Genomic DNA, 19,293 nt, shown 5'->3' on the forward strand with positions numbered 1-19,293 from the left:
CTTCTTACCCTACCCGCCGCTCTACTTTTCTCCGGGGGGGGGCGGCGGTGACCGTGGCGGGCAGGTTGGGGTGGCCGTGTGGTCGGCCCGGGCGGACGGGGTTCGGGAGGCCGACCCGCCGACCGCGGCAGGCGAAGTACCTGCGGCTGGCCGTCGGCTCCAGCAGCGGGGACGGGCGGCTGCGGCGCTGGCCCGGGCCAGCGGGCAGGGGTGGTTGAGCCGCTGGCTCCGGCTGGCAGGGGTGGGTGGCCTGAGCTTCCGACCCGGGCAGGCGGAGTGCGGGCGGCCGGGCCGCCGACCGCGGCAGGCGAAGTACCCGTGGCCGACCCGGCAGGCGAAGTACCAGCGGTCGGCCCGCCGACCCGGCAGGCCAAGTACACGCGGCTGAGCCGCTAGTGGTGGAAGCTGGTCGCCGCGTCTTTGTCCTCGGTCAGCGGCCGTGGCTGCCGGCGCAGGTCCGGCAGCAGCCGTTCCAGGTCCTGCGCGAACAGTTCCGCGAGGTCGGCGGAGAAGCCGTTGCGGCACACCACCCGCAGCACGGACAGGTCCTCCCGGTTGGCCGGGAAGGTGTACGCGGGCACCAGCCAGCCGCTCTCGCGCAGTCGCCGGGAGACGTCGAAGACGTCGTACGCCGTCACGTCCGGCGCGGTCGTGAAGGCGAACACCGGCAGTTCGTCGCCCCGGGTCAGCACCCGGAAGTCGCCGAGCGCCTCGACCCGCCCGGCCAGCTCCGTCGCCACGTCCCGCGCGGCCTGTTGCACGGCCCGGTAGCCCTGCCGCCCGAGCCGCAGGAACGTGTAGTACTGCGCCACGACCTGCGCGCCCGGCCGGGAGAAGTTGAGCGCGAACGTCGGCATGTCGCCGCCCAGGTAGTTCACCCGGAACACCAGCTCCTCCGGCAGGGCCTCGGCGTCCCGCCACAGCGCCCAGCCGACGCCCGGGAAGACCAGCCCGTACTTGTGCCCCGAGGTGTTGATCGACGCCACCCTGGGCAGCCGGAAGTCCCACACCAGGTCCTCGTCGAGAAACGGCGCCACCATGGCCCCGGATGCCCCGTCCACGTGCACCGGGACGTCCAGCCCGGTCCGTTCCTGCAGCGCGTCCAGCGCCGCGCACAGGTCCGCGATCGGCTCGTAGGACCCGTCGAAGGTGGAGCCCAGGATCCCGACGACGCCGATGGTGTTCTCGTCACACAGCCCGGCCGCGGCCTGCGGATCCAGGTGGAAGCGGTCCCCCTCCATGGGAACCAGCCGGGCCTCCACCTCCCAGAAGTTGCAGAACTTCTCCCAGCAGACCTGCACGTTGACGCCCATGACCAGGTTGGGCCGGGCCGTGGGGTAACGGTCGGCGTTGCGCTTCGCCCAGCGCCTCTTCAGCGCCATCCCGGCGAGCATGCACGCCTCGCTCGACCCGGTCGTCGAACACCCCACGGCACTCGACGGGTCGGGCGCGTTCCACAGGTCGGCGAGCATCGCCACGCAGCGCCGCTCCAGCTCGGCGGTGCGCGGGTACTCGTCCTTGTCGATCATGTTCTTGTCCCGGCACTCCGCCATCAGCACCCCCGCCTGGGGTTCCATCCAGGTGGTGACGAAGGTGGCGAGGTTGAGCCGGGCGTTGCCGTCGAGCATCAGCTCGTCGCGCACCAGCTGATAGGCGGTCGCCGGCGCCATGGGCGGGTCCGGGAGCCGGTGGGTGGGCGGGGCCTCGGCCATGTCGCCCAGGGGGTTGGCGGGGCCGTAGAAGGGGTTGACGGACAGGCGGCTCTCGCCGGTTCGCGGGGTGCCTTCGGGGAACGGCACGGGTGCCTCCAGGGGTGGGTTCGAGAAGGGGAGGGGGAGGGGGTCAGCGGACGGACGTGCCGTCCTCGCGCAGCTGCATCTGCGGCCGGCCCGTCACCAGCAGCCAGGCCGGCAGCGAGGCGACGCAGAGCAGAGCGAAGATCCCCGGCTCGGCGACCAGCACCGCGGCGACGAACAGGCTGATCCAGCCCTGCCGCGTGATCGCCAGCAGCACCCCGAGCACACCGGCGGACACGCCCACCGAGGGATGCACTCCGGACACCAGGGCGTGCGCGCACAGGCCGAGGGCGGTGCCGACGAACACGGCGGGGAAGATCCGCCCGCCGCGGAAGCCGCAGGATGCGGCGACGACCAGCGCGGCCAGCTTCACCACCGTCATGACGGCGAACTCCCCGGCCGACCAGCCGTTCGGGTCGTGCGCCAGCGTGGCCATTTCGTCGAGGCCCTTGAACAGCGTCAGATGACCGCCCGCCGCCGCGAGGCAGCCGAGCACGACCCCGCCCGCCGGGAGTATCAGCATCGGGTGCCGCAGCCACTGGAAGGCCCCGTGGGCGTACGGCAGGGCCCGCACGGCGCACATGCCGAGCAGCGCGCCCACCGCGGCGATCACGACCGTCGCCAGCAGGTCGGACCATCCCGCCCGGCCGAAGGACGGCAGGCCCAGGCCGAAGGTCGGGCGGTGGAGGAGGGTGACGGTCAGGGAGCCGGCGGCGGCGGCGGTCAGCGGCGCGAAGAGGTTGTCCCACAGCATGCCGCGGGTCTCCCGGCGGGCCAGCATCTCGGAGATCGCCAGGGCGGCCGCCACCGGGGTGCCGAACAGTGCCCCGATGGTGGCCGCCTCCGCCAGCGCGGGCCAGATCCGGCCGGGTGCCCGGGGGACGAACCGGCTGCCCGGTCAGCCTAGGGCGGCGGTCGCCTCGGGTGCGTCGAAGGTCTCCCCGTTGCGGGGCACGCCGATGCCCCGCCAGGTGAAGGGGACACCCCGGGCCGCGTCCGGGTCCGGGCCGTCCATCAACTGGAAGTGCAGGTGCGGCTCGGAGGAGTTGCCGGAATTCCCGCAGCGGGCGACCACCTGCCCGGCCTGGACCCGGTCGCCCTCGCGGACAGTGAGGGAGCCGCGCCGCAGGTGGGCGTAGACGGCGTAGGTGTGGTCGCCCAGGTCGAGGACGAGGTGGTTGCCGAGGATGCGGTCGACGCCGGACATCTCGCGCACCGAGCCCTCGATCAGCATCAGGTACAGCAGGCCGGGCAGTGAGGTGCGGCTGAGGTGGTCGCGCTGTCCGTCGCCGACCCGTACGACCGTGGCGTCGGCGGTCGCGAGGACCGGGGCATCGAACGCCGGGAAGTCGTGCGGGCGGCGGGCGAGCGGCCACAGCGGGCTGAACCCGGGGCGGGCACCCGGCTCGGGCTCGGCGAGGACGTCGATGGCGTACGTCTGCCCGTGCGAGTGGATGCCGTGGCTGGGGGTGCGGTCGGCCGGGCTGTTCAGCGCGGACCAGCGGCCGGAGACGGGCGAGGCGACCTCCAGGGGCTCGCGGGCGACGCCGGGGCTGTCCGGGGCGCCGCCCCAGCGGTTGGTGACGGTGATGACGGCGTAGGCCAGGACCAGAGGCAGGAAGTCCCACAGGACGTTGTAGCTCCAGCCGAGACAGACATGGACGATCACCAGGGCGATGAAGCCCAGTTGAAGGCCTCGGGAGGCCATCGTGCCGATCTTGCGTGCGGACATTCGTCCCCCGGTTCCGTCGCTGCTACGGGCGGGTCGTCGCCAGTGCCACCAGCAGCGGCACGACCCTCGCCGACGGGACCTCGTAGCGGCCCCGGCCGGTCGTGTGCAGCCAGCCCATGGCGGTGAGCTGGCGCAGGTGGTGGTAGATCTGGCCGGTCGTGCCGACCTCGTCCGGCTCGGCGAGTTCGGCTGCGGTGCGCCGGCCGCCGAGGATCTCGCGCAGCAGACGGATCCGGACCGGGTGGCCGAGCGCGGCGAACGACTCGGCGGCCGTCTTCCACTCGTCCTCCAGCAGGTCCTGGGTGAGGGCGGTCATCTGCCAGGCGTACTCCTCGCCCGTCGGCAGGCGCACGGAGCCGGTGTAGAGGACACCGCCGCCGGCCGCCCCTGCCTCCGACAGCTGATCCTTCAGCTCGTTCAGGGCCCAGAAGTCGCTCCCGTCGATGCGGGGGCCGGTGGGCTGGGTACCTTCCAGGGCCGCCATGCGGCGTTCGAGGTCGGCGACGCGTTGTGCGAATTGCTCGAGGTCCACGGTTCGATATTACGGAACTACGTAATTACACTCAAGGGGTCGAGGCCTGTCTGTCCGGGCACGGCGAAGCCCCCGCCCGGCGGACTCGGGTTCTAACGGTCCCCGCAACACCCAGACATTCTGGAGGTTGCGGGGACCGTGTCGTTGACGGGTGATGAGCGCGGGCTTCGGAGCGTTTGCCTACTTCAGCAGCGCCGGGATCGTGCCCTCGTGCGTCTCGCGCAGCTCGGACAGGGTGAGCGCGAACTCGCCCTGGACGTCCACGACGTCACCGTCGACGACACCGATGCGGGTGACGGGCAGGCCCCGCGCACCGCACATGTCGTTGAAGCGGACCTCCTCCGAGCGCGGCACGGCCACGACAGCGCGGCCCGCCGACTCGGAGAACAGGAAGGTGAAGGCGTCCAGGCCGTCCGGGACGATCAGGCGGGCGCCCTTGCCGCCCAGCAGCGCCGACTCGACGACCGCCTGGATCAGACCGCCGTCGGACAGGTCGTGCGCGGAGTCGATCATGCCGTCGCGGGAGGCGGAGATCAGGATCTCGGCGAGCAGCCGCTCCCGCTCCAGGTCGACCTTGGGCGGCAGACCACCGAGGTGGTCGTGCACGACCTGCGACCAGGCCGAGCCGCCGAACTCCTCACGCGTGTCGCCGAGGAGGTAGAGCAGCTGGCCCTCCTCCTGGAAGGCGACCGGGGTGCGGCGGGCCACGTCGTCGATGACGCCCAGGACCGCGACGACCGGGGTCGGGTGGATGGCGGCCTCGCCCGTCTGGTTGTAGAGCGAGACGTTGCCGCCGGTCACCGGGGTGCCGAGCTGCAGGCAGCCGTCCGCCAGACCGCGCACGGCCTCCGCGAACTGCCACATCACCGCCGGGTCCTCGGGCGAGCCGAAGTTCAGGCAGTCCGAGACGGCGAGCGGCTTGGCGCCGGTGGTGGCGACGTTGCGGTACGCCTCCGCCAGGGCCAGCTGGGCGCCGTGGTACGGGTCGAGCTTGGCGTACCGGCCGTTGCCGTCGGTGGCGATCGCCACGCCGAGGCCGGTCTCCTCGTCGATCCGGATCATGCCGGAGTCCTCGGGCTGGGCGAGGACGGTGTTGCCCTGCACGAAGTGGTCGTACTGGCTGGTGATCCAGGACTTGGAGGCCTGGTTCGGGGAGCCGACCAGCTTCAGGACCTGGTCCTTCAGCTCCTCGGAGGTCGCCGGCCGGGGCAGCTTGTTCGCGTCGTCGGCCTGGAGCTCGTCCTGCCAGGACGGGCGGGCGTAGGGGCGCTCGTAGACCGGGCCCTCGTGCGCGACCGTGCGCGGGTCGACGTCGACGATCTTGCCGCCGTGCCAGTAGATCTCGAGGCGGTCGCCGTCGGTCACCTCACCGATGACGGTGGCGATGACGTCCCACTTCTCGCAGATCTCCAGGAAGCGGTCGACCTTCTCCGGCTCGACGACCGCGCACATACGCTCCTGCGACTCGCTCATGAGGATTTCCTCGGGCGAGAGCGTCGAGTCGCGCAGGGGTACGTCGTCCAGGGTGACGCGCATGCCGCCGGAGCCGTTGGACGCCAGCTCGGACGTGGCGCAGGACAGGCCCGCCGCGCCCAGGTCCTGGATGCCGACGACCAGCTTCTCCCTGAAGGCCTCCAGGGTGCACTCGATGAGGAGCTTCTCCTGGAAGGGGTCGCCGACCTGCACGGCCGGGCGCTTCGACGGCTTGGCGTCGTCGAAGGTCTCGGAGGCGAGGATCGACGCGCCGCCGATGCCGTCGCCGCCGGTGCGGGCCCCGTAGAGGATGACCCTGTTGCCGGCGCCGGACGCCTTCGCGAGGTGGATGTCCTCGTGCCGCATGACGCCGATGGCACCCGCGTTGACCAGCGGGTTGCCCTGGTAGCAGGCGTCGAAGACGACCTCGCCGCCGATGTTCGGCAGGCCCAGGCAGTTGCCGTAGCCGCCGATGCCCGCGACGACACCCGGCAGGACGCGCTTGGTGTCGGGGTGGTCGGCGGCGCCGAAGCGCAGCGGGTCGACCACGGCGACGGGCCGGGCACCCATGGCGATGATGTCGCGCACGATGCCGCCGACACCGGTGGCCGCGCCCTGGTAGGGCTCGACGTACGACGGGTGGTTGTGCGACTCGACCTTGAAGGTGACCGCGTAGCCCTGGCCGACGTCCACGACACCGGCGTTCTCGCCGATGCCGACGAGCATCGCGTCGGACTCGGGGGCCTTCTCGCCGAACTGGCGCAGATGCACCTTGCTGCTCTTGTACGAGCAGTGCTCGGACCACATCACCGAGTACATGGCCAGCTCCGCGCCGGTGGGGCGGCGGCCGAGGATCTCGACGACCCTCTCGTACTCGTCCTTCTTCAGGCCCAGCTCGGCCCAGGGCAGCTCGACGTCGGGGGTCGCGGCCGCGTGCTCGACCGTGTCCAGAGGCGTCCGGCTCATGCGTTGACCAGCTTCTTGAGGATCGAGGTGAAGAACGGCAGGCCGTCGGTACGACCCGTACCGATCAGCGGCTCCACGGCGTGCTCCGGGTGCGGCATGAGGCCGACCACGTTTCCGGCCTCGTTGCTGACGCCGGCGATGTCCCGCTGTGAGCCGTTGGGATTGAAGTCGAGGTACCGGAAGGCGACACGGCCCTCGGCCTCCAGCTTGTCGAGCGTGTACGTGTCGGCGACGTACTGCCCGTCGTTGTTCTTCAGCGGAATGTGGATCTCCTGGCCGGCCGAGTAGTCGGTGGTCCAGGCGGTCCCGGCGTTCTCCACCCGCAGCTTCTGGTCGCGGCAGATGAAGTGCAGGTGGTTGTTGCGGAGCATCGTGCCCGGCAGCAGGTGCGCCTCGGTGAGGATCTGGAAGCCGTTGCAGATGCCGAGCACCGGCAGACCGGCCTTCGCCTGCTCCAGCAGGGGCTCCATCACCGGCGAGAAGCGGGCGACGGCCCCGGCGCGCAGATAGTCGCCGTAGGAGAAACCACCGCACAGCACCACGGCGTCGACCTGCTTGAGGTCCTTGTCCTTGTGCCACAGGGCGACCGGCTCGGCGCCCGCGACGCGGATCGCGCGCTGTGTGTCACGGTCGTCCAGACTGCCGGGAAAAGTGACGACGCCAATACGAGCGGTCACTTCGCGGCCTCCGCGACTTCCTCGACCCGGATCGTGAAGTCCTCGATCACGGTGTTCGCGAGGAAGGACTCCGCAAGATCATGAATGCGGGCGAGGGCGGCCTCGTCGACCGGCCCGTCAACTTCCAGTTCGAAACGCTTTCCCTGGCGGACGTCCGAGATCCCCTGGAAACCCAGCCGCGGCAGTGCGCGCTGCACCGCCTGGCCCTGGGGGTCGAGGATCTCCGGCTTGAGCATGACGTCGACTACGACGCGTGCCACTGGCACTCCCGGTGTGTGGTGCTGAGCAGGTCCCTTCAGACTACCCGCACAAAATTTCTACGCGCGTTGACTTGTAGGAAACCACGTGACCGTCATCACGATCCGGCATCGACGGACCCACACACGAAATTTTCGGGAAAGATCCCGGATCGACACCCGAAACCTATTGCGCCCGCCCGTCTCCCGCGACCACCCTTCCAATGAAGTGGCTGCGCTCCCTCTTGCTTTTGGACACGCAGAAGGATTTAGTCGGGCTTCACAATGTATTGCCGGGCACTGTACAAATGAATTGGCATAGTGCCGCATGAAGGGACCGATATTCGTGGCGCAGAAGGTCGTGGTCACTCTCTTTGACGACATCGACGGCTCGGAAGCGACGGAAACGATCGCCTTCGGACTGGACGGCAAGTCGTACGAGATCGACCTGAGCGAAGTCAACGCCGGAGAACTGCGGAAGGCACTCGCGCCCTACGTGGAAGCCGGCCGCAAGCGGTCCCGCTCGGGCAAGGCGTACCGGCAGACGGAGGTCGCCCCCGACCCGTCGGCCGTGCGCGCCTGGGCCCAGGCCAACAAGATGGAGGTTCCCGCGCGCGGGCGCATCCCCAAGAAGGTCTACGAGGCGTTCACCGCCGCGCAGTGACGGCCCGCCGGGCCCGGACCGTGCCCGCTCACCCGCCCCTCGCGGCAACCGACTTGCGCAGCACCCCGGCTGATCAGCTAGAGTCTGGAGCACGCCGAGGGGCGAGGCCGAAAGGCCCAGCTCACGGAAACATGCGGGTGTAGTTCAGTAGTAGAACATCCCCCTTCCAGGGGGAAGGCGCAGTGTGCGATTCCTGTCACCCGCTCTGCATCGCCTACCGGTCCCTCCTTGGGGGAGGATCAGGTAGGCTGGTGCCCGCACCGGTCAGTGAAAGCTGATCGGGAGCAAACGCGGACGTAGCTCAGTTGGTAGAGCGCAACCTTGCCAAGGTTGAGGTCGCGAGTTCGAACCTCGTCGTCCGCTCGGGAAAGAAGCCCCGGTCCTTCAGGACCGGGGCTTCTTCGCGTGGTGCTCCCCGCTTCTGACATTTGTCATACCGAGTGATGACAGCGCGCACTGCTTGCGGGCCCGTACGGCCGGGACGCTGGGAGCATGGAAACCAACGGACACGAACACGTGATTGAGGTCACTGACCTGCGACGTGTGTACGGGGGCGGGTTCGAGGCGGTACGCGGAATCAGCTTTTCCGTCCGGCGCGGGGAGATCTTCGCGCTGCTCGGCACCAACGGCGCCGGCAAGACGTCGACCGTCGAACTCCTGGAGGGACTCGCACAGCCGGCCGGCGGACGGGTACGCGTCCTCGGGCACGACCCCTACACCGACCGGGCCGCCGTACGGCCCCGCACCGGCGTGATGCTCCAGGAAGGCGGCTTCCCCTCCGAGCTCACCGTCGCCGAGACCGCGCGGATGTGGGCCGGATGCGTGAGCGGGGCCCGGCCCCCCGCGGAGGTACTGGCGCTGGTCGGCCTGGAGGCGAAGGCCGGCACCCGGGTCAAGCAGCTCTCCGGCGGCCAGCGGCGCCGTCTCGACCTGGCCCTCGCCCTGCTCGGTGACCCCGAGGTGCTCTTTCTCGACGAGCCCTCCACCGGGCTGGACGCCGAAGGCCGCCGGGCCACCTGGGAGTTGGTGAGCGCGCTGCGCGACGGCGGCACCACCGTGCTGCTGACCACGCACTACCTGGAAGAGGCCGAGAACCTCGCCGACCGGCTCGCGATCATGCACGAGGGCCGCATCGCCACCACCGGCACCCCGGCCGAGGTGACCGCCGCGGAGCCGTCGCGGATCTCCTTCGAACTGCCCGACGGCTACTTCGTCGGCGACCTCCCGCCGCTCGGCGAGCTGGGCGTGACCGGCCACGAGGCCGACGGCCGGATCGTCCGGCTGCACACCCATGAACTGCAGCGGACGGCCACCGGCCTGCTGGTGTGGGCCGCACAGGCCCGGGTCGGACTGCGCCGCCTGGATGTGCGCTCCGCCTCCCTGGAGGAGGCGTTCCTCGGGATCGCCAAGCACGCGTCCACGCAGCAGGCCATGGGCATGACGACGAAGGAGTACGCGGCATGAGCGCCACGCACACGATGCCCCGCCCGGCAGCGGCGACGACGACCCCGCTGAGCCGGATGACCGCTCTGGCCCGCGCCGAACTGACCCTGCTCGGGCGGACCCGGGGCGCGCTCTTCGCGGCCCTGTTCGTGCCGCTGGTGATGCCGGTCGGCGTGCGGGCGGCGTCCGAGGACATGGACCTCGCCGGGGCGGGGCTGAGCACCGGCACCCTGGTGCTGCCCGCCGCGGTCGGCTTCTCCCTGTTGTTCGCCGTGTACTCCGTGCTCGTCGGCGCGTTCGTCGTGCGGCGTGAGGAACTCGTGCTCAAGCGGCTGCGCACCGGTGAGCTGCGGGACGTCGAGATCCTGGCGGGCACGTCACTGCCGGCGGTCCTCACCGGGCTCGCGCAGTGCCTGCTGCTGGTGGTGGGTTGTGCCGTGCTGATGGACCTGTCCGCGCCGTCGGCACCGCATCTGGTCGTCCTCGGGCTGCTGTTGGGACTCGTGATGAGCGCCGCCCTCGCCGCGGCCACCGCGAGTTTCACCCGAACCGGCGAGAGCGCCCAGGTCACGCCCATGCCGCTGCTGATGGTCTCGATGATCGGCTCCGGCATGTTCACACCGCTGGAACTGTTCCCGGACCGGGTGGCCTCGGTCCTCGAACTGCTGCCGCTGACGCCCGTCGTCACGCTGGTGCGCGGCGGCTGGACCGGTGACCTCTCCGCGTACGAGGCGCTGGGCGCTCTCGCGACCGCCATGGCCTGGATCCTCATCGCGGTGTTTGCTGTACGGCGGTGGTTCCGCTGGGAACCGCGGCGTTGACCGAAGGGGAGTGACGGGGCGCATGCGCACGCCGGGCAGGTGGTGGCGGCACAAGACCACGCCGGAGAAGGTCGAGACGTACACGCGGTGGTCGTTCCACTTCTTCGCGGTGATGGAGTTCTTCTCCGTCGGGCTCACATCCGTGGCCCCGCTCGGGATACGGCTGGGCGGTGCCGCCATGCTGGTGGTGGCCGTGCACGCCGGCCTCTGCTTCGTGACCGTCTCCCGGGCGATCGACTGGACCCGTGGCCGCAGGCCCCAGCCCACCGGACTGCTGTGGACACTGGCCGCCGTCACCGCCGCGATCGCCGCCGCCGCGATCGGACTCGCCGAGCACGGACCCGACCGCGAGGGCGTGGACACCGCCGCCGGTGGCGTCTTCGGAGTGATCCTGATCTTCGGCCCCGGCATCATCGCGCTCGGCGTCCGCTCCCGGCGGCGCGCGTTCGGCATCGCCGGCGGCTTCGCGGCGGGCACCTGGGTCGTGACGTCCGCGCTGGGCGCCCCCGCTCTGACGGCCCTCTTCACGGCGCTGATCGTGCTGATCGGCGGCGTGGTCATCGCCTTCACGGCCATCTTCTCGGTGTGGCTGCTGAACGCCGTCTACGAGCTCGACGAGGCCCGCGAGACCCGGGCCCGGCTCGCCGTCGCCGAGGAGCGGCTGAGGTTCGGGCGGGATCTGCACGACGTCATGGGGCGCAACCTCGCGGTGATCGCCCTGAAGAGCGAGCTGGCCGTGCAGCTGGCCCAGCGGGGGCGGCCCGAGGCCGTGCCGCAGATGGTCGAGGTGCAGCGGCTCGCGCAGGAGTCGCAGCGGGAGGTCCGGGAGGTCGTGCGCGGCTATCGGGAGGCCGACCTCGGCTCGGAACTCGCCGGGGCGCAAGGGGTGCTGACGGCGGCCGGCATCGACTGCACGGTCGACGGGGCGACGGCGGCCGGGCTGCCCGCGGCGGTGCAGTCCGCCCTGGGGTGGGTGGTGCGGGAGGCCGCGACGAACGTCCTGCGGCACGGGGATGCGCGGCGGTGTGCGGTGCGATTGCAGTTGCCGGAGGGGCGGGTGGTGTTGTCCGTGGAGAACGACGGGGTGAGCGAGGCGGGGCCGGAGTCCGGGACCGGGCCGTCCGGCTCGGGGCTCACCGGGCTGCGGGAACGGCTGGCGGAGCTCGACGGGACGCTGAAGGCAGGGCCCGCGGGGGAGGGGCTGTTCCGGCTGACGGCGGAGATTCCACTGCCGTCGCGGTCCGGCCCCACCGGCGCCGTCCCGGCCGCCGTCGCATCTGTGAGTGAGGTCACGCCGTGACGACCGTGGAACCCGTGCGACTGCTGCTCGCCGATGACGAGCACCTCATCCGGGGGGCGCTCGCCGCGCTGCTGTCGCTGGAGGACGACCTCGTCGTCGTCGCGGAGGCGGCCACCGGGCCCGAGGCGCTGGCGATGGCCCGGGCGCACAAACCCGATGTCGCCGTGCTGGATCTCCAGATGCCGGGCGCCGACGGTGTGAAGGTCGCCACATCCCTGCGGACCGAACTGCCCGGCTGCAGGGTGCTCATCGTGACCAGCCACGGGCGGCCCGGGCATCTGAAGCGGGCGCTGGCGGCCGGGGCACGGGGGTTCGTGCCGAAGACCGTGAGCGCGCAGCGGCTCGCGGAGCTCATCCGGGCGCTGCACGCCGGGAACCGTTACGTCGACCCGGAGTTGGCCGCCGACGCGATCGCCGCCGGGGACTCACCGCTGACCGCGCGGGAGGCCGAGGTCCTGGAACTCGCCGCCGACGGTGCCCCCGTCGCGGAGATCGCCGAGCGGGCCGCGCTGTCGCAGGGGACCGTGCGGAACTATCTGTCGTCGGCCGTCTCGAAGCTCGGCGCGGAGAACCGGCATGCGGCGGTACGGCTCGCGCGGGAGCGAGGTTGGGTATAGTGGTTCTCGCGCCACGGCGCATGCGAACGTAGCTCAGTTGGTAGAGCGCAACCTTGCCAAGGTTGAGGTCGCGAGTTCGAACCTCGTCGTTCGCTCCATCGAGAAGCCCCCCGGTTCCGCCGGGGGGCTTCTTCGTGTCCTACGACCAGTTCGTGCCGGTCAGGCGCTCGTACGCCTCCACGTACTTGGCGCGGGTGGCGTCGACGACCTGCTGGGGCAGGGCGGGCGGCGGCTGCTCGCTCTTGCGGTCCCAGCCGGACTCCGCCGAGGTCAGCCAGTCCCGGACGAACTGCTTGTCGTACGACGGCTGCGCACGGCCCGGCTGCCACTGGTCGGCCGGCCAGAAGCGGGAGGAGTCCGCGGTGAGGACCTCGTCGGCGAGGACCAGGTCATCGCCGTCGAAGCCGAACTCGAACTTCGTGTCCGCGAGGATGATGCCCCGCTCCCGGGCGATGTCACGGCCCCGGGAGTAGACGGCGAGGGTCGCCTGGCGCAGCCGGGCCGCGGTGTCCGCGCCGACCTGGCGGGCGACCTCCTCGTAGGAGACGTTCTCGTCGTGCTCGCCGACGGCGGCCTTGGTGGCCGGGGTGAAGATCGGGCCGGGTAGTTCACTGCCGTCGGTCAGGCCCTCCGGCAGGGCGAGACCGCAGACCGTGCGGGTCTCGTTGTACTCGGCGAGGCCCGAGCCGGTGAGGTAGCCGCGGGCCACGCATTCGACCGGGACCATCTGCAGGGACTTGCAGATCAGCGTGCGGCCCGCCCAGTCCGCGGGGGCGCCGTCGGGCAGTTCCGTGCTCAGCACGTGGTTCGGAACCAGGTCGGCGAGCCGGTCGAACCACCACAGGGACAGCTGCGTGAGGATCCGGCCCTTGTCGGGGATCTCGGTCGGCAGCACCCAGTCGTAGGCAGACATGCGGTCACTGGCGACCATCACGAGGTCGCCCGCCTCGTTCCGGTACAGCTCACGCACCTTGCCGGTGTGCAGATGTACCAGGCCCGGAACCTGGATCGGCTCGGGCTTTTCGACGAATCCGGACACGGTGCCTCCCCGTGGTTCTGTCCAAGTGGCTCGATTCTCCCGTATCCGAGCCTGATCACGGACAGTGGGTCAGTCGCGTTTGCAGATACGGTCGAGGAGATTGGCCGTGGCCCGCTGGACACGGCTGTCGACGTGGCCGGGGCGGTCCAGGGCCGGTGACCAGGCGAACGTTCCGGATGCGAAGACCCAGGCGCCGGACGGAGCGCGGTACAGGGACGTCTCCTGGTGGCGTGGGACGCCCTCCTTGTCGGTGTACGGGGAGTGGGCGAGCAGCATGCGCTCCTCGTGCTCGGGCAGCGGGGTGCGCGGGAAGTAGCGGTCGGCCTCGCCCGCCACCAGGTTCTCGATCTCCTCGCCCTCGTGCGCCCCGGCCGCCTCCCACAGCCAGTGCCCGGCGTTGCGCACGATCAGCGGGTGCGGCTCGGGGACGGGCCCGGCGTACTGGATGCCCAGGAGCTGCTGCTCCGCACGGTCGATCTCCCGCCACAACACCGGCTTGCCCGGGCCCCGGCGCTTGCGGCAGGTCAGCAGCCGGTCGGGGACGCCGGACGGGGAGGGGCCCAGCTCCACCTGCCAGTACAGGGAGTTGGCGGAGAGGAAGACCAGCGAGGTGCCGGCGTCGCGGGCGCGTTCTACGGTGGCGCGCATGGCGGCCGACCAGTACTCGTCGTGGCCAGGGAAGACCAGGCCGCGGTAGCGCGTGGGGTCGACGCGGCCCGCGTGCAGGTCGCTCGCGTCGGCGTAGGCGACGTCGTAGCCGTAGCGCTCGGCCCAGCGGATGAAGTCGTAGGCGTGGCCGACGTGCAGGGGCAGGCCCGCGCCGGCGTACGGGCGGTCGAAGGAGACCGTCGTGGCGGCCTCGGACTCGCCGAGCAGACGGCCCTTCTCGTCCCAGGCGTGGTAGAGGCTGGCGCCGGTGCGGCCGTCCTCCGGGTAGAGGTTGTACGCCTGCCAGGTGATGTCGGGCAGCACGAGCAGCAGGTCGGCGGGCTGGTCGTGGCGGACGGTGAAGGGGACGTGGGAGCGGTAGCCGTCGGCGGTGGTGAGAACGGCGACGTACGCGCCGATGTTCCAGTACGAGGGGACCTGGAGGCGCCAGGACAGCCACCAGTGGTGGCAGGAGACCGTACGGTCCGCGGTGAGCGGCGCGGGCTGGACGATGCCGGACAGCCGCGGGCTGGTGGTGATCTTCGCGGCGCCGTCACCGCCGTAGTGGCCGATGCGGTAGATGTCGACGGCGAACTGCTGCGGCGGGTCGACGGTGACGTGGAAGTCGATGGCCTCGCCCGGCGCGACCGCGCCGGTGGAGGTGAAGCCCTTGATCTGGCGGTTGGCGTCGTCGGCCGCGCGGGGGCCGCCCGAGCGGCTGCCCTTCGTCGGCGGGTGGGACGCGTCCTGGTCCACGTACCAGGGGACGACCTGGCCCGAGTCGTCGAAGTACGTCACGTTGCCGCGCAGCCACGGAACGGGGCCCTGTCCGAAGGGATCCGTCACGGCGTGCGCCAGCGCTCCCGACTCCCAGCGGCGAATCTGCTCCGACCCCATGGTGCCTCCCCTCCCCTGTTCCCCGTGGTGGTGCATGCCGGTGTGGTGCGTGCGGCGTTCCGCGGTCCGTGCGACGCCGTCGTGCTTAGGTGCTTGTCGTATGTCGCAAGCCCTTGCCATGCACGCGAACGGTCCAAGCACATCACATAAAGCGCGCACTTCGTCACTGTTCGTTTTGAATTGGCCAGAACCGGAAGCTCGCGCTCCGGTGTTCAGCCGAGGCGGACCGGCTTCTCCGGGCGTATGCCGAGCTGGGACAGCCAGACCCGCAGGGGCGTGGCGTCGCCGTCCTCGATGAGGGTGAGGACCTTGGGCGCCAGGTCGGCCGTGCGCTCACCGTCGATGAGGAGGGTCGGGCCGTCCAGCCAGTCCAGGCCCGGGGTCGCACCGGCGGTGTCCATCGCGGCGCAGCAGACCATCGCGGTGAGGTGGTCGGCGAGCAGCTCCCTGGCCGTGCGCGGGGGCTGGAGGGGGAAGAGGGGGAGGGCCCGGTCGTCCCAGTGGGCGACGGGGTCGGGGGTCGGGGACGGTGAGGCGGGTGACAGGGCCGCCGGGGAGGGGGCGGCCTCCTCACGGGCCAGTTCGGCGCTGAGGCGGGCGGCGAGGGTGGCGCTGGGGGCCGTCGTACCGGCGAGGTCCTCGTCGTCGGGGGTGCCCGGTCTGCCGGGGGGCGGACCGGCGGCTTCGGAGGGTGCGCTGTCCGGCCCGGATCCGGTGGAGCCCGCTGCGGGACCGGCCGCTCCGGGATTCCCCGCCGTCCACGCGGGGCCCGCGTCCGTGAGGTGGTCGAGGACGCGGGACAGGGTCGGGGCGACGGTGGCGGGAGCCGTGGGGCCGGTGGCGGGGCGGACGCCCATCGCGTCCAGGACGCGGTGGAGACGGGCCGCGTCGAGGCGCCACTTGCGGTCCACGACCTCGTCCGGGTACTCGCTCCAGTCCACCGGCGACCAGTCGGGTCCCGGCCCTGCGGGGCCGCCGTGGAAGAGGCGGGCGGCGAGGAGGGAGGCGGCCTCGTCGACCGTGCCCGGCTCCTCCAGGAGATCGCAGGCGGGCCGCTCGCCGAGCCGGGAGGCGAATCCCTCGGCCAGGCGGTCGCGCCGGGACAGCTCCGTGAGCGCCGCGACCACACCGGCGTCCAGCCGGGACGGCCAGCGGCCCATCCGCCAGGCGGGCAGTGCGACCCGGGTCAGCAGCCGGTCCCAGCCCGCGTAGGCCAGGCCCACCTGCTCCTGGGCGACGATCCGCAGCCCGTAATCCACAGCCTGTGCACGCTCCGCCGCCGCGGCCGCCACACCCCGCTCCAGCTCGGCGGCGTGGACCCGGCAGCTGCGCAGCAGAAGCCGGGCGACCCATCCGACCCCGGCGAGCACCGCCCGCGACACCGGGTCACGCCCAGGCTCCGAGGCCACGGCCACCGCGGCGTCCAGGCCCCGGACGAAACGCCGGGCCGCGGCTATGTCCGGGTGGGCCGAGGGGCCCGTACCGGCGATGACCGGGGCGAGGACCGCGCGCAGCTCGCCGACCCGCATCCACCACAGGAACGGGGAGCCGATGACGAGGACCGGCGCGGCCGGGTGCCGACGGGCCTGCCTGCCCGCACCCGCGATGTCGTGGTGCTCCTCGGCCGGGGGCGGTGCGTGGGACGGGTGGGTGCGGTCCTCCAGCCAGCTGTCGCAGTCCGGGGTGAGTGCTATCGCGGAGGGCGCGGGGACGTCGAGGCGGTCGGCGAGGTCGCGGACCATCCGGTACAGGTCGGGGGCCGCCTCCTCGGTGACCGGGACGGTCGGGCTCATGGCGGGCCGGGCCCGGGCGACGACCAGGGCGACCCCGGCGGCGGCCAGCAGCACGAGGACCGCGAACGGCGTCATGGCCCAGCGGGCCGCGTCCCAGACCGGGCCTTCGAGGCGATCGCCCACGGTGCCCGCGAGAAGGATCACGGCGACGGCGGCCGGCAGCAGGGCGACGGCCAGGGCACGGCTGCGGATGCGCAGCACGGCCAGTGCCCGTGCCCGCGCGGCCTGCGCGCCTGCCTCCACACCCATTCCGGTCACGACCGACCTCACCCCCTCCCCGTAGACCCGACGCTGCCCTTGCTCACTCCCCCACTGTGGCACCAGTCACTGACATCGCAATGCCGGTGGGCCAAGTGCCGGAACGCTTGCGCCGCACCCTAGTTGGGGCTCCGCCCCCCGTCAGCCGGATAGGGCATCGGTCACTCGATGGAATGGCTTTGGGGAGAGGTGGATGACGGAAAACGAGCGTCAGGCCCCCGCCTCTCGCATACTTCAGGCCCCGGATCCTGAGACGGATCCGGGGCCTGAGGGGTTCATCGGCGGCGAAGTGGTTTCCCGCCCCGCGGGAGAGCCCTACGCGGGAGGGGCCCTACGCGGGAGGGGCCCTTACGCGCTTGCCGCCTTCGCGGCGATGTCCGTGCGGTGCTGGGAGCCGTCGAGGCGGATGCGGCCGACGGCCGTGTAGGCACGGTCGCGGGCCTCGGTGAGGTCCTTGCCGGTGGCCGTCACGGACAGGACGCGGCCGCCCGCGCTGACCACGGCGTCGCCTTCCTGCCTGGTGCCGGCGTGCAGCACGTACGCGTGCGGGGCGTCCTGGGCCGCGACCTCGTCGAGTCCGGTGATCGGGTCGCCGGTGCGCGGGGTCCCTGGGTAGTTGCGCGAGGCGACGACCACGGTCACGGCCGCGTCGTCGCTCCAGCGCAGCGGCTCCAGGTGGGCGAGGTTGCCGGTGGCGGCGGCCATCAGCAGGCCGGCCAGCGGCGTCTTCAGCCGGGCCAGCACGACCTGGGTCTCGGGGTCGCCGAACCGGGCGTTGAACTCGATCACGCGGACACCGCGAGAAGTGATCGCGAGGCCCGCGTACAGCAGGCCGGAGAACGGCGTGCCGCGCCGCTGCATCTCGTCCACGGTCGGCTGCAGCACGGTCTGCAGCACCTCGTCGACCAGCTTCGGCTCGGCCCACGGCAGCGGGGAGTACGCGCCCATGCCGCCGGTGTTGGGGCCCTCGTCGCCGTCCAGGGCGCGCTTGAAGTCCTGGGCGGGCTGGAGGGGTACGACCGTCTCGCCGTCGGTGACGGCGAACAGGGAGACCTCGGGGCCGTCGAGGTACTCCTCGATGACCACGCGCTCGCAGGCCGCCGCGTGGGCCCGGGCCGCTTCGAGGTCGTCGGTGACGACGACGCCCTTGCCGGCGGCGAGCCCGTCGTCCTTCACGACGTACGGAGCGCCGAAGGCGTCGAGGGCCGCGTCGGCCTCTTCAGGTGTCGTACAGACGTACGACCGGGCCGTGGGCACCTCGGCCGCCGCCATGACGTCCTTCGCGAAGGCCTTGGAGCCCTCGATCTGTGCCGCCCGGCCGGACGGGCCGAAGACCGGGATGCCCGCGTCGCGCACGGCGTCGGCGACACCGGCGACCAGCGGGGCCTCCGGGCCGACGACCACCAACTCCGCGCCGAGGCGGGTGGCCAGCTCGGTGACCGCGGCGCCGTTCGAGGCGTCGACCTGGTGCAGCTCGGCGACCTCGGCGATGCCGGCGTTGCCGGGGGCGCAGTGCAGCGCGGTGACATCGGGGTCGTGGGACAGGGAGTGGCACAGGGCGTGTTCGCGGGCGCCGCTGCCGATGACGAGGACCTTCACGGGGTCAGCCTAACGGGAGACGCCGGGTTTCCTTTGTGCGGGCTTCCGAAGGGAGGGCGGATCGTGAGCTGGATGTTCCTCCAAGAAGACCCCGTACTCCCCGGGCCGCACATGAGGCCGGGCTATTCGTTCGTGAACTCCTCGACCACCGTGGCCCCCAGTTCCCGGACGATCAGCTCCTGTCCGGAGAGGGCCGACTCGTCGAGGTCGGGGTCGTCGTCCTCCGGGATGTCCTCCTCGACCGAGACATGGCGCTGCGGTGGCGCGGAGGGCTGGGGGGCGGAGGCGGCCGGTGCCGGGGCCGGGGTGGAGGCGGGGGCGGGGGCGGGGCTGCTCGACTGCTGGGCGGGGGTGGCCGGGGGTGCCGACTGGACCGGGGCGGGGCGCTGGGCCGTGGCCGTACCGCCGCCCGCGTTGTATCCGCCGCCACCGCCGGTGTTGTGGCCGCCACCGCCGCCGAACCCGGAGGGGCCACCCGGCGCCGGGGGTGCGGAGCCGCCCGAGGGGTCGACGATGGCCTCGATCTTCCACTGCACGTTGAACTGCTCGCCCAGCGCCTGCCGCAGCACCTCCTCGCTGCCGCTGCTCAGGAAGTTGTCCCGCGCGCCCGCGTTCACGAAGCCGAGCTGGAGGGTCGTGCCGTCGAAGCCGGCCACCTGGGCGTTCTGGCTGAGCAGGATCCAGGTGAAACGCCGGCGGTTCTTGACCGCCTCCAGGATGTTCGGCCAGAGCATGCGGGGGTCGAGACCACCTCCTTCGGCACGCGTGAGCGGGAGGAGAACCGGGAGTCGTCCCCCGGGAC

Annotated in this window: 15 protein-coding genes, 3 tRNA genes and 2 pseudogenes; 8 read left to right on the plus strand and 12 right to left on the minus strand. The window is 71.8% G+C overall.

Features of this window, described 5'->3' with window-relative positions; translation table 11 throughout:
* Positions 1-392: 392 nt before the first annotated feature.
* From ABZ281_RS08120 to purS, 7 genes and pseudogenes are all read right to left on the minus strand, one after another.
* Complete coding sequence (locus tag ABZ281_RS08120; protein WP_356653283.1) at positions 393-1,799, minus strand: glutamate decarboxylase; 1,407 nt, start codon at positions 1,797-1,799, stop codon at positions 393-395.
* A gap of 43 nt (positions 1,800-1,842) precedes the next feature.
* Positions 1,843-2,691 (minus strand): annotated as a pseudogene (locus tag ABZ281_RS08125) (ion channel protein); the annotation flags it as partial.
* 3 nt (positions 2,692-2,694) lie between these two features.
* On the minus strand, positions 2,695-3,528 hold the full coding sequence (locus ABZ281_RS08130; RefSeq protein ID WP_356653285.1) for a M23 family metallopeptidase: 834 nt from the start codon (positions 3,526-3,528) through the stop codon (positions 2,695-2,697).
* A 22-nt stretch (positions 3,529-3,550) separates the two neighbouring features.
* Positions 3,551-4,012, minus strand: a complete 462-nt coding sequence (locus ABZ281_RS08135; RefSeq protein ID WP_356653305.1) for a winged helix-turn-helix domain-containing protein — start codon at positions 4,010-4,012, stop codon at positions 3,551-3,553.
* Positions 4,013-4,240: 228 nt separating this feature from the next.
* A complete protein-coding gene (gene purL / locus ABZ281_RS08140) occupies positions 4,241-6,499 on the minus strand; it encodes a phosphoribosylformylglycinamidine synthase subunit PurL (protein ID WP_356653287.1) in 2,259 nt (752 codons plus the stop codon).
* On the minus strand, positions 6,496-7,176 hold the full coding sequence (gene purQ, locus ABZ281_RS08145) for a phosphoribosylformylglycinamidine synthase subunit PurQ (protein ID WP_356653289.1): 681 nt from the start codon (positions 7,174-7,176) through the stop codon (positions 6,496-6,498). Before purQ ends, purL begins: the two co-directional genes overlap by 4 nt.
* Complete coding sequence (gene purS, locus ABZ281_RS08150; RefSeq protein ID WP_030850392.1) at positions 7,173-7,436, minus strand: phosphoribosylformylglycinamidine synthase subunit PurS; 264 nt, start codon at positions 7,434-7,436, stop codon at positions 7,173-7,175. Before purS ends, purQ begins: the two co-directional genes overlap by 4 nt.
* Positions 7,437-7,758: 322 nt before the next feature.
* Between purS and ABZ281_RS08155 the strand changes: the two genes are divergently transcribed.
* From ABZ281_RS08155 to ABZ281_RS08190, 8 genes are all read left to right on the plus strand, one after another.
* Positions 7,759-8,076 carry an Lsr2 family protein gene (locus tag ABZ281_RS08155; protein ID WP_031109676.1) on the plus strand — a complete coding sequence of 106 codons (318 nt, stop codon included), beginning with the start codon at positions 7,759-7,761 and terminating at the stop codon, positions 8,074-8,076.
* Positions 8,077-8,209: 133 nt separating this feature from the next.
* Positions 8,210-8,281 (plus strand) — tRNA-Gly (locus tag ABZ281_RS08160).
* Between the two features lie 85 nt (positions 8,282-8,366).
* Positions 8,367-8,439, plus strand: a tRNA-Gly gene (locus tag ABZ281_RS08165).
* Between the two features lie 129 nt (positions 8,440-8,568).
* Positions 8,569-9,540: an ABC transporter ATP-binding protein gene (locus tag ABZ281_RS08170; protein ID WP_356653291.1), complete on the plus strand. Its 972-nt coding sequence runs from the start codon at positions 8,569-8,571 to the stop codon at positions 9,538-9,540.
* Positions 9,537-10,340 carry an ABC transporter permease gene (locus tag ABZ281_RS08175; RefSeq protein ID WP_356653293.1) on the plus strand — a complete coding sequence of 268 codons (804 nt, stop codon included), beginning with the start codon at positions 9,537-9,539 and terminating at the stop codon, positions 10,338-10,340. The genes ABZ281_RS08170 and ABZ281_RS08175 overlap by 4 nt, the downstream gene beginning before the upstream one ends.
* A 22-nt stretch (positions 10,341-10,362) precedes the next feature.
* Positions 10,363-11,640 carry a sensor histidine kinase gene (locus ABZ281_RS08180; RefSeq protein ID WP_356653295.1) on the plus strand — a complete coding sequence of 426 codons (1,278 nt, stop codon included), beginning with the start codon at positions 10,363-10,365 and terminating at the stop codon, positions 11,638-11,640.
* The gene (locus ABZ281_RS08185; protein WP_356653297.1) at positions 11,637-12,257 is read left to right on the plus strand and encodes a response regulator transcription factor; all 621 of its coding nucleotides are present in this window, start codon (positions 11,637-11,639) and stop codon (positions 12,255-12,257) included. Before ABZ281_RS08180 ends, ABZ281_RS08185 begins: the two co-directional genes overlap by 4 nt.
* A 22-nt stretch (positions 12,258-12,279) precedes the next feature.
* Positions 12,280-12,355, plus strand: a tRNA-Gly gene (locus ABZ281_RS08190).
* A gap of 41 nt (positions 12,356-12,396) precedes the next feature.
* Here ABZ281_RS08190 and ABZ281_RS08195 read toward each other — a convergent pair.
* The 5 genes and pseudogenes from ABZ281_RS08195 to ABZ281_RS08215 form a co-directional block, all read right to left on the minus strand.
* On the minus strand, positions 12,397-13,296 hold the full coding sequence (locus tag ABZ281_RS08195; protein ID WP_356653299.1) for a phosphoribosylaminoimidazolesuccinocarboxamide synthase: 900 nt from the start codon (positions 13,294-13,296) through the stop codon (positions 12,397-12,399).
* 69 nt (positions 13,297-13,365) lie between these two features.
* A complete protein-coding gene (locus tag ABZ281_RS08200; protein WP_356653301.1) occupies positions 13,366-14,841 on the minus strand; it encodes a N,N-dimethylformamidase beta subunit family domain-containing protein in 1,476 nt (491 codons plus the stop codon).
* 212 nt (positions 14,842-15,053) lie between these two features.
* Positions 15,054-16,883, minus strand: coding sequence for a hypothetical protein (locus tag ABZ281_RS08205; RefSeq protein WP_356653307.1), 1,830 nt, complete (start codon positions 16,881-16,883; stop codon positions 15,054-15,056).
* Positions 16,884-17,240: 357 nt separating this feature from the next.
* Positions 17,241-18,491, minus strand: coding sequence for a phosphoribosylamine--glycine ligase (gene purD / locus ABZ281_RS08210; RefSeq protein WP_356653303.1), 1,251 nt, complete (start codon positions 18,489-18,491; stop codon positions 17,241-17,243).
* Between the two features lie 122 nt (positions 18,492-18,613).
* Positions 18,614-19,293: pseudogene (locus ABZ281_RS08215) on the minus strand (DNA polymerase III subunit gamma and tau); the annotation flags it as partial.

This window comes from Streptomyces sp. NPDC006265 (genome assembly GCF_040613555.1).
Taxonomy (GTDB): Bacteria; Actinomycetota; Actinomycetes; order Streptomycetales; family Streptomycetaceae; genus Streptomyces.